10 protein-coding genes are annotated in these 12,965 nt (G+C 32.6%); all 10 read right to left on the reverse strand.

Annotation, left to right across the window (positions count from 1 at the left end; translation table 11 throughout):
• Nucleotides 1-14: 14 nt before the first annotated feature.
• The 10 genes from ACFFGA_RS09975 to ACFFGA_RS10020 all read right to left on the reverse strand — a co-directional run bounded on the left by ACFFGA_RS09975 (nucleotide 15) and on the right by ACFFGA_RS10020 (nucleotide 12,942).
• Nucleotides 15-1,553 carry a RagB/SusD family nutrient uptake outer membrane protein gene (locus ACFFGA_RS09975; RefSeq protein ID WP_386063277.1) on the reverse strand — a complete coding sequence of 513 codons (1,539 nt, stop codon included), beginning with the start codon at nucleotides 1,551-1,553 and terminating at the stop codon, nucleotides 15-17.
• Between the two features lie 13 nt (nucleotides 1,554-1,566).
• Nucleotides 1,567-4,602 (reverse strand): SusC/RagA family TonB-linked outer membrane protein, encoded by a 3,036-nt coding sequence (locus tag ACFFGA_RS09980; protein WP_386063280.1) that lies wholly within the window; start codon nucleotides 4,600-4,602, stop codon nucleotides 1,567-1,569.
• Between the two features lie 253 nt (nucleotides 4,603-4,855).
• Nucleotides 4,856-7,645, reverse strand: a complete 2,790-nt coding sequence (locus ACFFGA_RS09985) for a helix-turn-helix and ligand-binding sensor domain-containing protein (RefSeq protein WP_386063283.1) — start codon at nucleotides 7,643-7,645, stop codon at nucleotides 4,856-4,858.
• 302 nt (nucleotides 7,646-7,947) lie between these two features.
• Nucleotides 7,948-8,805 (reverse strand): alpha/beta fold hydrolase, encoded by an 858-nt coding sequence (locus ACFFGA_RS09990; RefSeq protein WP_386063286.1) that lies wholly within the window; start codon nucleotides 8,803-8,805, stop codon nucleotides 7,948-7,950.
• A 66-nt stretch (nucleotides 8,806-8,871) separates the two neighbouring features.
• Nucleotides 8,872-10,305, reverse strand: coding sequence for an amidohydrolase family protein (locus ACFFGA_RS09995; RefSeq protein ID WP_386063289.1), 1,434 nt, complete (start codon nucleotides 10,303-10,305; stop codon nucleotides 8,872-8,874).
• A gap of 44 nt (nucleotides 10,306-10,349) precedes the next feature.
• Nucleotides 10,350-10,487 carry a zinc-binding dehydrogenase gene (locus ACFFGA_RS10000; protein ID WP_386064340.1) on the reverse strand — a complete coding sequence of 46 codons (138 nt, stop codon included), beginning with the start codon at nucleotides 10,485-10,487 and terminating at the stop codon, nucleotides 10,350-10,352.
• Nucleotides 10,484-11,170, reverse strand: a complete 687-nt coding sequence (locus ACFFGA_RS10005) for a DUF6624 domain-containing protein (RefSeq protein ID WP_386063292.1) — start codon at nucleotides 11,168-11,170, stop codon at nucleotides 10,484-10,486. The genes ACFFGA_RS10000 and ACFFGA_RS10005 overlap by 4 nt, the downstream gene beginning before the upstream one ends.
• Nucleotides 11,171-11,231: 61 nt before the next feature.
• On the reverse strand, nucleotides 11,232-11,849 hold the full coding sequence (locus ACFFGA_RS10010; protein ID WP_386063295.1) for a hypothetical protein: 618 nt from the start codon (nucleotides 11,847-11,849) through the stop codon (nucleotides 11,232-11,234).
• 237 nt (nucleotides 11,850-12,086) lie between these two features.
• Nucleotides 12,087-12,773, reverse strand: a complete 687-nt coding sequence (locus ACFFGA_RS10015) for a DUF4386 domain-containing protein (RefSeq protein WP_386063297.1) — start codon at nucleotides 12,771-12,773, stop codon at nucleotides 12,087-12,089.
• A gap of 13 nt (nucleotides 12,774-12,786) precedes the next feature.
• Nucleotides 12,787-12,942, reverse strand: a complete 156-nt coding sequence (locus ACFFGA_RS10020) for a glycine zipper domain-containing protein (protein ID WP_386063300.1) — start codon at nucleotides 12,940-12,942, stop codon at nucleotides 12,787-12,789.
• Between the last annotated feature and the right edge of the window lie 23 nt (nucleotides 12,943-12,965).

A 12,965-nucleotide genomic window follows, 5' to 3' on the forward strand; every position in this document is an offset into this window, starting at 1 on the left:
CTTAGTCATTTGTTTTAATTGTTTCCTAATGGTAATAAATCTAATTGCGCTAGTGGATAAGGTAATAATTCATCTTCAGCAGTGAACGTCCTTCCTTCATAACTTAATTCGTCGTATCTATTTAATCTTATCATATCAAAATAGCGTACTCCCCATTCCATTGCTAGTTCAGCAAATTTTTCATCTAACACATCTTGAGTAGTCACACCCGAAAGAGCAGGCATATTAACTCTGCCTCTTACCATGTTAACGGCTTGGTCTGCTGACATACCTACACCAGTTGCTCCTTGTGTTAATGCTTCAGCATACATCAATAACATCTCTGCATACCTGATAACAATGAAGTTTTTACCTGAACCATAGCTATTTCTTCCAGGAGTTAACTGATTAGATGGTAAGTAGTGTTTACCACTACCAAACATTGCTCTAGGATAATCGTTAAACTCATCTCCATCTGGTGTAATGTTTGAAATATAATTTGGCAACGTTGCATATTGTGGGTCTAACATCAACTCATTAATACCTCTAGGAGTAAAGTTGACACTCGTTACCAAACGTATTTGATCACCTCTATCTATCATAAATTTTATATACTTAAGACTTGGCTCATAAAAACCCCAACCACCAGAAGCTGTTTCTACCACAGGGTTCCAACTTGATGGACCAAAAGGAGCATAGAGATGGTTATTTACGGCGCCAGATTCTGTATTATAATCTGAAAACTGTAATTCAAATAAGTTCTCATTACTACTTTCACCTGGCTTTTTAAATAACTCATAAAAATCTGGATATAAAGAGAATTTATTAGAATTGATAATTTGCCCTGTTGCATCAGCAACACCTTGATAGTTCTCTAACTCTAAATTAGCTAATGCCTTAATAGCTAAAGCAGTGTACTTAGTTACACCTGTTGGTACATCTTGGCGCTCATTAGGTCTTGCATCTGGAAGAAATGGAATAGCCTCATCCATAAGGTCCGAAATATATTGCATTACTTCATCCTTAGTTTTTACACCGTTATCTAATTCTGTAGATATATCTGATGACCTTATAATAAATATATCACCCCATAATCTAGACATTTGAAAATGTGTGAAACCACTCAACACTTTACATTCTGCCATATACTGATCTGCTCTATCAATAAACTCATCTTCAGTAGCAAAATCTTTATAACTCTGAATCGTTTCTCGAGAACTTACAATTCTTACAATATCTCCATAGAAGTTTTCCCATATTTGGTTAAACATCCAAAAATTGTTATCATAATTATATACATCAGTTTCTGCAAATAAAGGTTGGTCTCCCAAACCACCAGCATTAACATCATCTCCTCTTACACCTATAAGTAAGGGATCTTCCCATCCTCTTGAATAAACTGCAGAATATGCACCAATTAAAGGTAAAACCATATCCTCTGAAATAGTAAAATCAAGATCATCAGCCGCAAGCTGTCCGTCATTCTCTTCTAATTTATCTGTACAAGACAAAGCCACCATACAGAGTCCTAACATAAATGCTAGGTGTTTTTTTACAAGATTAAAATTTTTCATAATTAGCTTTTTTTTAAATTTTTATATTCACGCCAAAAGTATAAACTGCTGGCACTGGGTATGTCTGTCTGTCAACTCCATTAGCCACTTCTGGATTAAAACCATTGTAATCAAAAACAGTTAATGGACGTTCTGCCGTAAGTGTAAGCTTAATTTCTGGAGAAAGAGCACCTTTAAAGTTACTTGAAGGAATGGTGTAAGCCAATTGTACATTTTGTACTCTAAAATACGCACCGTCTTCAACAAAGAAACTGCTCATTTTCTGATTCCAAGCTTTCCTTCTACCTTCAGAAGAAGGATAAGTATTGGTTGTTCCTTCACCATGCCATCTATTTATAGCAAAATCAGCATCAATATTAGTGTCATTTGTAAAAATAACTTCACCTCTTTTACGGTTTAGAATACTATTACCTGTCTGACCCGATACAGCTACCGAAAGGTCAAATTGCTTATAAGACACATTAAAATTACCTCCATAAGTAAACGTTGGTAAATAGCTACCTAAAACGACTCTATCCTCAGCATCTATTCTACCATCATTATTCTGATCTTTGTAGATAAAATCACCTGGAACCAACTGGTTGCTATTTTCTGTTAATTCATATTGAGCTGTTGGGTCGGCTGAAACTTGTGCATCATTTTGGTAAACACCAATGACTTCCCATCCATAAAATGCATTAACCGGCTCACCTACAATAAGTCTTTGACGGAATTCAGCACTACCTGTATCAAAATAGCCTTGTGTGCTATTGATCTTAGTAATCTCATTTTTAAGCGTTGCTATATTAGCACCTACAGAGAAGCTCCAATTATCGTTAATGCTTTGACTCCAATTAGCTGCAATCTCTAAACCTTGGTTTCTCATTTCCCCAATATTATCATTCACTACTTCCGCAGTAATAGGCACTTCACGAGGTAATACCAAGTTTTCTGTGTCTCTTATATAATAGTCTATCTCTAAATTTAATCTGTTATCAAATAAACGAGAACTTATACCAAAATTGGTTTCTTCTAAAATCTCACGTCTTAAATCTTGAAATGTGTTTGTTGTTAAAATACCATTGGTTGGCACATCTCCTATATCTGTAACGACCTGAGATACTGTTCTAGCACCTGTACTACCTCCTAATGATCCATTGGCCAACCTACCCCAAGCCACTCTAAGCTTCAAAAAGTTAAACAGCTCATTACTCTCAAAAAAATCTTCATTAGAGATAACCCAACCTAAACCTACAGCTGGTGTAGTTTCCCATAATTTTTTAGGAAATCTACCATCACCTTCGTGTCTTAATGTTGCGTTAACTAAATACTTGTCTTTAAAACTATACTCTAGTCTTCCAAAAACTGCAAAAGAATAGAAACGATCACCAATTTCATTTACCTGATTACTGAATGTCGTTGGGTCTGCAAAATTGAGGTACCAAGAGCTTTCTAAGCCAATTCCCTGTATATCATTTCCTGTAGCAGAAAAGGTATTGTATTGCTCATCTCTGTAAGATGTACCTACTATAGCAGTTAATGCATGATCACCAAAATTATCTGTGTAGGTTAAAGTGTTATCCCAAAGCTGGTTTGAGTATTTTGCTTCTGCACGTCTAATTGAAGAAGTTTCGCGCTGAGAATTTTCTGAAATAAAATATGGTAATCTAACATTACGTTCCGATAATGTTGAATAGTCATGACTATAGAAGGTCTTGAACTTTAATTTATCTTGTATAAGATCTACTTCTAAGAACATACTTGCCAATATCTTTTTAATTTTCAATTGGTTTTCATTAAAAGTCATCACTGGAAATGGGTTTTGTGACCCACGATAACCAATTTGTGTTGCATCAGAAAATGCAATAGGCGTTGCTTCTAAATTAGAACGATCGTACACTGGCAAAATAGGCACCGCAAAATAGGCTTGAAACCAAGCTCCGTTTTCTGGATTATATTGTGTGGCATTACTAAAGATGGCATTTGTACCAACTTTAACTCTATCCGAAAGTTTAACTTCTATATTAGATTGTATATTGAAACGCTCATATTCATTTTTCATATCCAATATACCATCCTGAGAAAAGTAACTTGCATTAACTCCATATGTTGTATTTTCATTTCCTCCAGTAACACCTAAACTATGACTGTATATTGGAGCTACTCGCAATACCTCTTTATACCAATCTGTATTTACGTCAGGAATATTAGGATTTACTCTACTTCTACCGTAACGTTGAATAGCGTTTTCTATATATTCAATATCAGCTTGAGAACCAGACTCTAAAGCCATAGTCACAAACTGTTCTGCATTAGCCATTTTTACAACATTTTGAGCATTCTGAAATCCTGTGTATCCATTATAGGTAAAAACAGGTTTCTGGTTTAGTTTCCCATTTTTAGTCTCAATTATAATAACACCATTGACACCTCTTTGCCCAAAAATTGAAATGGAAGACGCATCTTTTAATACTGAAATAGATTCTATTTGGCTAGAATCTAAAAAATCTATGTTATCATAAAACATTCCATCGACAACGAATAATGGGTTATTACCTGCTAAATATGAGTTTACACCACGTACTCTTATATTTGGTGATGCACCTGGTGAACCATTACTTGTTATTTGTACACCTGCTACTTTACCTTGAAGAGATTGCATTATATTACTGTTTGGTGTTTTTGCAATGTCTTCTGATTTTACCGTGGATATGGCACCTGTAAGGTCTTCCTTTCTTTGTGTACCGTAACCGACAACGACAACCTCATTAAGAGATTCCACATCATCTTCCAAAGCAACATTTATAACGCTTTGGTCTACAACGGTAATAGTTACAGTTTTAAACCCAATGTAGCTAAATTGAATTTCTTCACCTTTTTGAACCGTAATAGCATAATTACCATCAAAGCCAGATGAAACGCCTCTACTTGTTCCTTTTACTACAACGCTAACACCAGGCAGTGGCATACCGTCACTAGCACTCGTAATAACACCACTAATTTCAATCTCCTGTGCAAATACACTAATTGAAAATAATAGCGTTAATAATAGATTGATTTTTGTTTTCATAAAGTCAATTAATAATTAGATTAGATAGTCAGTTTATTTGTTTGTCTAAGTTATAATCTAATGTTAAATTCCGTTAACATCTATTTACATTTTAAATACGCCATAATCCTAAAGAAGATGTAAGAGTTTAAGAAAAACTTGCTTTTGACGTACTATAAAGCTATAAAAAAAACGTTGTAGTAGAATAGAAATTAACTAAATGACGTATTAATGACGTAGTATAAATTACCTATTGAATAAAAAATTGTGACGATTATTTAATATTTAACAAATAATCACCTACAGAAATGTCATTTTCCAAATCTAATTTCTTTTTTAAGCGATATCTGTGTGTTTCTACGCCTCTTACAGAAATATTCATTAATGGCGCAATCTCTTTTGAAGAAAGATTCATTTTGATGTATGCACAAATCTTTAAATCCTTAGGTGTAAGTGAAGGGTGCTTTCGTTTTAATATTTCAAAAAATTCGTCATGAACTTGACTAAAGTTGTTTTCAAATACTTCCCACTCATCTTTTAGTACAATTGAATTGTCTAATTTTTTTAATAGTTTTTTAAAAGTGTAGTAATTATTAAATCCTTCTTTATTGAGCATTAACTCTTTTTTAATCTCTTGTAAGGTTTCATTTTTTTTCACCAACGCCATTGCATTATTGGCCAATTGCTTACTCTTTAGCTTAATTTCGTTTTGAAGTGATTCGTTTTTTAACTGTACAATGCGCTTTTCATTTTCTAAAGTCTTTTCGCGCAATAACTTTTGTTGCTCTCTTTGAAATTTTATCTTGATTAAGCGTTGCTCTTTTGCTATTTTTCTATGGTGCATTACATAAAATAGAGCTACAATAAGACCTGTAACTAAGAGATAAAGCAATAAACCTAACTTATCTCTGTACCAAGGCGGAAAAACATCCACATTGATAACCAGAGCCTCTGAAACGTTACCATAATTATCACTTGTTCTAAATGCAATAGTATAGTCACCATCTTTTAAGTTAGAAAACTCTACTTTATCACTTTCTACCCTATACCAAGTATTATCAGTATCAGAAATATTATACTCAAAGAAATGGTTTATAGATTTAGGCGAGGATAACGCAACAGTAAGGTTTTTATTAAAATTAAAACCCACGGTTTTATTTGTTGCATTTGAAATAATAATAGGTTCCCCTCCTACAAAAGCGCTTTTAATTTTTGGTTTAAAAACCTTGACATCAGCTTTAGACGTAGCATCTATCATCATAAAACCATTATCCAAGTTTAAAGCATAAATAGAGTCCTTTATTTTAGAGACGTTCTCATAACCCACAATAAAGCGGTCCTTCAAAAATTTATCGTTTAAGACTAAACCTTCCTCATCATTTGCAAAAGATTTAAAATTGATAAATCCTTTTCTGTTTTTTAATGCTATAAGTTCAGTATCTTCTTCAGAAATGATGTAACTATATCTACCTAACTTATCATTTAACAATTGGAATGGAACTATGGAATCTAGTAAAGGTTCATATTTTTGCCAGCCCTCGTTAGTCTTAAAACTAATGGTGTTCATTATATTATAGACCCTAACATTGTAGTCTGAACTAATGCCTTTGTTTTGATAATTCTGCACGCTCACTATGGTGTCATAATTATTATCAAAATTCAACTTATAAACACCCTTAGTGGCATGTGCTACCCAAGCCGTATGCAAATTTTCAAAAACTAAAAAACGAGATGGTATGGTTGTTTTACCTAAGTGCTTCACATGCCATTCATTAGCCTTTTTTTCAAATTTAACTAATCCAGAATAGGTACCTTGTATATAGGTGTGCTCTCTTTCTGGTACTTTTTTAATGGACCAACCACCTGTGTGCGTAGAGATCATCTTAAAACCGTCTTCGCTTACCAAAAATGTACCTTCGTTGTGCCCACAAAAAAGATCACCATCCAAAATCTTTAAATTCCAAACTTGTCCTTGTGAGCCTTCTACAAATTGTAGCTTATCCTTTTGGTCTAGTTTAAAAAGACCTGTATTTGTTCCTATATATATAACTCCTTTATAATCTACAATATCATAAACCGCACCTAATTTCCCTGAAACATCATTAAAAAAGTAATTATCATTATTGAGCTCTATGTTAGCTATTCCATTATCCAAACCCAACCACAAATTATCGTATTCATCTAAGGACTGCCCTAATACTGTATTATTTAGTAAACCATTTTCTTTACTAATATGAAATTTTAAGCGGCCTGCTTTATCGGTTAAAAAAACGCCATCTTTTATAGTTCCAAAAACCATATGGCCATTCTCCAAAATTGAAAAGTCATTGAGTTGATGTAGTTTTATTTGAACATTAATCGGAAAGTTCGTTGGTCTTAATCTCCCGTTTTCTAAGAAAAAACTTCCTTTTAGAGAAGTCATTACCAGTAATTTTTCTTGATATTTACTTATAGATATAATCTTAGTATCTATCAATAAATCATTTGAATAAAAAGGTTCTAAAGTTTCTCCATTTAACAAAAAGACCCCTTGATTTAAAGTACTTACATATAAATCATCATCCACGACACTACAGGAAATAACTATAGATTTTGGTGTAAGTTGAATAACATTTTTAAAATCGTATATATAGACGTTTAAAAATGATCTAAAAATGATTTTGTCCTTATATTCAACAATTTCCCATATTTCTTCATTAGGTGAAATTTTATCCAAAACGGTATCACTTAAGGAATGATATTTTAATAAGCCATACGTATCGTTTTTCCAATAACCAAACTCTTCATAAGAACCTGTGTAAATAATGTCGCCCACAGGTAATACAGACCTAACCGTTGTTTTATTTGGTAATTGATAAAGTTCCCATACCAAGCCATCATATTCTAATAATCCACTATTATTGGCAACATAAACCTTACCGTTTTCTGCCCTTGAGATGTCCCAATTTTGATTACTTGCTTTATACTCTGCTAAAGAATAATTGTGGATACTCGGAGAGAACTGACCATAACATACTTTAGAAAAAAATAAGAGGGTAAGTATAAGTGGCAATAGTTTTTTCATTTGCTTACAATTCTCAACTTTTATGAAAACGCATTAAAAGTAAGAATTTAATTGTAAGTGAAATACTGCTCTAAAAAAACTCATCTAATTGAAGTGATAAATTTACTTCCCGATACAGAAAGTAAAACCAATGGAATTTAGCAGTAATTTGAAGAAGCGAGACAAATCCGCCACAATAAAAATCAAATAATTCTTATTATTTATGTAAAAAAGAATTCTAATAAAACTAATAATACAAAAATCATTTTTTTTCTAACTACTCTAAAATGACTCAATTAGATTCTTTTATTGTTTTTAAAATACTATTCGCTTTTATCTAAAATGAGTTCTTCTATTTTTCTAAAATCTGTTGCACTTGGAACGTGTTTAGAGCTTTCAAACAATACAACTTCTTCTAAAGAAGGAAATACATCTTTAGCTCGTTTTATCATTTTTTTACCTGGAAACATAATATCTTTCTCAGCAGCACATATGGTGATTGGTGTTTTTATATTTTTAGCTGAATCTTTAGAGATTACAGGAAGTGGTGAAAAATCCATATTACAATGCGTAAACGTAAGCGACATATACTCTAATGCAAAGTCATCGTATTCTGAAAATAAAGCACTCATAACTTTTTTGATATACTTTTGATTCTTAGTTTTTATAAACTTCTTTAAAGGCATAAACATCTTCCATAACCCTAATAGTGGGTTACCATTTACAATATAAACTGGTGCAATAAGAAAAACATGTTTTATTGATGTTTCATTAAACTCTAAAGTTTTCAAACTTATTAAACCACCGAACGAAAAACCTACTAAAGTAACCTCTCTGAGTCTTAGTTTTATAATAATTTCTATTAACCATTTACCATAATCCAAAGATTTCATATCTAGTCTATTCTCATCACTTTTATTGGGTTGCGCTAACACATCTACTGCATACACGCAATACCTTGAGGCTAAATTGGGGAAAGAATCTAAAATTTGAGGCACACAACCTCCTGTTCCGTGAATCAGAACTAAAGGAGGGTTAATAGAATAGCCAGTAGTAATAATATTAGTGACTCCAAACTTTGTTTCAACAGATTTTTCTGAATATTCAATATTCAGCTCTTTTAACTTTTGATTATAAAGGGCTATAATTTTTTCTTTTCCTTCTTTTGATTTGAAAAACATAGACTGATCGTTTTTTGATTGACGGTTTAAGGATTGATGTATATTAGAATTTTATTAGGCAATAGTTTATTTTTCAATCACTAAGTTTTCCAAATACCTAAGCGCAGTAGCTACTAGGTTCTTTCGATTTTTTGACTTTTCATTAAATGAATCCAAATTCTCTCTATTTAATTTTCGTCCTTTAACAAAAACATAGGTTGGAGTTTGAAGTGAAGACAGGTCAACTAGCGGACTGTCATCCACTAATAATAAATTGGCAATCTTGCCTTCTTCAATAGTTCCCAATTGATTCATCATTGCGTGTGTTTGTGAGGCGTTTACAGTAGCTGTTTTCAAAACTTCATAATTAGAAAGGCCAGCTTCTTTGTAAAACGCCAGTTCTTTGTGAATTGAAAAACCTGGAAGGGTAACTCCAATACCAGCATCCGTACCGCAAATGATAGTTACACCCGCTTCATGTAGCTTTTTAACAATGGCAATATGAAAATCGTGCTGTTTCTTTATCCGCTCAACTATAGATGGATCTTTTTGCTTTGCATTAAACCAACGTTCAAACTGTTTTTTGCTATCCGTTTTTTTAATAAGTGGATTCATATACTCCAAATATTCCGAATTTAATATGGAATCATTCATCATCATTTGATAAATGTTATGAAATACCGTAATTGTAGGACAATATCTCGTGTGTTTGGATTTCGAAATTGAATCAATTATTGGTTGCAGCTTAATGGTATCTAAATCAAACTGTAAAGGTTGTTGTACAATTTCTTCAGTATGTTCAATAGATTTGATTTGAGTGTTCAAATGATATGAAAATGGCACTTTTTGAGAGGGATGAGCAACAATGTCTAATTCAGAAATTTTGGCTTGTTCAATAACAGCATCAAAAATCTCTTTATCTAATCCGTAATACGTTTTAATGAAATCGTAACCTCTTTCTTTATATGAAATTACCTTGTCTTTAGCTTCACTCGGATTCAGTAGATTTAAATTATCATCACCAATGAATTCTGAACCTGTTAGTTTTGGTCCTGTCGTAAAAAACGATGGTGCAAAAATATTTTCTTCAACTACATCTTCTTTAATTCTTAAATGCATTGGCATACCCCAAAGATTTCTAACAGCTGTTACACCATTTGATAGGTAAAGCCCGAGTTCATACCTATCCCAAACATGCACGTGCATATCAATAAGACCTGGTGTTAGATACTTATTCTCCGCGTCAAAAATTTCAATGCCATTGACCTCAATAGTATCAGCAATCTTTTCAATAATTCCGTCTTTTATATACACCATTTTATCAACTAAAACAGTGTCTTGGTTCATTGGAATAACATTGACATTCTTAATAAGATAAGAATTATTAGATCCTGATTCATTTTTGTTAATCTTCAGATAATTTGTTCCTGATGAATCAATCCAAAGTGTAATGATTCCTATTAGCACGAGCAAACCGATGAGCGCGAAGACAAATTTTAAGATTCGTTTTACTATTTTCATTTGTATAAATTTAAACAATATATAGTTCAGCTAAATAGTGATGATTAGACCCCTATTTTATGGCCAAGCTCAACATATGTATGCGTTTTGGCCATTTTATTTAAAGGATAAATTCTATCTATAACTGGTTTAATTTTCTCTTGTTCAACTAAATTTTTTAACTTTAAAAAAATGTAATCTATTTGGTTAACTCATTTTTACTCCCTTCCTGTTGCTTCATTTCAAATGCTTTAGTTCTCTTTATCTGTTCTTCAAGATTCCATTCAAAATCAAATCTATTCTTTAGAAATATGGCAATAGAATCTAAACCAATAGCAGTTCTTCTCTTATCTATATTTTCTGGATCAAAAACTGGCCAAAGATTAAAACTTTTAGTTTCTGGATAGTATTTCATCTGTCCACCATAGATTTGTAAATCCCCTCGTTCAGTTGCAATTCTGTCTTCTGCTCTAACTAAAAAACGTGGTTCTAATTTTTTGTCTTTTACAGCCTGTCTCATCATTGGAAGGTATTGTATTCTAACTTCATTATCTGAATGTTGAATAACGTTACATAAAGTCCAATTCCCTCGTTCTCCAATCATATCTTTAGTTGGCCAACCATGTTTATCTAGAATAGTCTTTACTTTTTTCTCGTTAATGGCGTGATTTTTATCAATAATTGAATCTTGTACTTTCACTAAATTATGGTCAACGCCATAGATAGAAATTAGGGAATCTCTCGATCTAATTGGAAGCTGTTCAGTTGCCCAAATCTCGTCTATTTGTGCTATTAAGTTTTCTTCCTTTGCCTCTTTGATTTTAGTATTACACAAACTAAATACTATTAACACTAAAAGAGTCAATAAATAATACGTTTTTTTCATTTTCTTATACTTTTTAATTACTAGTTTCATTTATTGACTCGTATATTGTTTTCTTCTTTTTTTACAACCAGCTAAATCCTAATCCTACATTAAAGATTACTGCATCTCTATGCGCATCTCCATCTAAAGACGTGCGACCCAACACTAATTTAGATTGAACGTTAAGCGCAAAGTTGTTCTTTTTGTAAATTTCGTAACCTGTGCTTGCCATAACAGCACAACCAAAGTTCCAGTCGTCATTTACATCGTCTTTAATATCATACAGTGCTGGCGAATCTATGGCTAGACCAATACCTCCATGAATCCACCAACGATCTTTTACCCAATATTGTAGTGATGGAATAAAACCTCCAAAATTTCTGTCATTATCCTGAAATTCATAAATGTTTCCTGGCATAGCAGCAGTAATGGCGAGTTTTTCGTTTAACATGTAGCCAAATTTTAAATCTGGAAAAACGAAGGTTCCTTGAGATTTGTCGAACGTTTGAATGCCTGCACTATCTTCTACACTGATAAGACCTCCGCCTACCACGAATTCGAAGATGAATCCATCCCTTTGTGTTGTTTTTTCTGAATTTGTGTTTTGTGCATATGTTGTACTAGATACTAATGCAAAGGCAACACAAGCCATTCTTAATAAAATTTGTTTTTTGATTGTTTTCATTTTAATTGATTTCATAATTATTCGTTTTTTGATTGTTTTGATTAATGATTTTTATTTTTATGTATTAATTTAATGTTCTGATAATGGTCTTATCTATGAGTAGTAGCGTACTTTAGCACTCAACTTTGTAAGTACTCACCAAGCTGACACGAGCGCAGCGAACTGGCGCAAGCAAAATATGTGAGGATTTTCAGCAGTACACGAAAAAAGCAATTACTTAAAGTCATTGTTGAGTGCCGTTTTAATTTAATTTTACTTATCGCTAGGTCTTATGCCAAAAATTAGTAAATAACCTATCATCCAAAATTCTCCAATGGTTGCAGGTAGCGTAAGAAATTTATTGAAGCTAAAATCAATTTCTGTGTAGTGTATAACTGTTGAAATTAGATAGCCTACACCACCCAATATAATAACCCTTCCTAACCAGACAGGCAACCTTTTAGATTTGATAACTATGTATCCCATTGGAAATAGCCATAACCCAAAAAATAGGCCACCAACACCCCAAGCATTCGAAATAATATTTTGAAAAACTTGAATCAGTAAAACCTTGTCTTCCATAGCACTTATATCAGAATTTGCAATACCTATTGCTGAGGCGATTGAAATTGCACTTATCAAAATGGCTAAAGCATTTACCATTCCCCATATACCTAGCGTCCAAGCTTCCCATTCATAATTATCTTTAAATAATTTGAAAAACCAAACTGCGGTAAGTGCCTGAGATACTACGATACCAAATTCTAGTAGCAACCTAATTCTTGCTGTAGCTTCAAATTCTACTAGATTTGTGAGCGTTTGTTCTGGATTACCAGACACAAATATTTGAGAATGAAAGACCAAAAACCCTAGAATTCCTGTAATAGCCATCATTAAATACCATAAGCCAGTTATTCTAGCGGTCTTAATTAAATTCTTCTGTTCTGTATTTGCATTCATAGATTATTTAATTTTATGATTTTCTTTGAGTGCCATATTCCAAAGCTGCTCCAATAGCAATTCCTAAAACAAACCACAATTGTATATTTGAGGTTAAATAACCTACTACAGTTCCTAGTATGATTCCTATGCCTAGTTTGACTCCTTTTTTAGTTTTTTTTGTTTTCATTTTTTCCATTGATTAAGTTTTTA

The sequence above is a fragment of the Winogradskyella pulchriflava genome (assembly GCF_042434315.1).
Lineage (GTDB): Bacteria > Bacteroidota > Bacteroidia > Flavobacteriales > Flavobacteriaceae > Winogradskyella > Winogradskyella pulchriflava.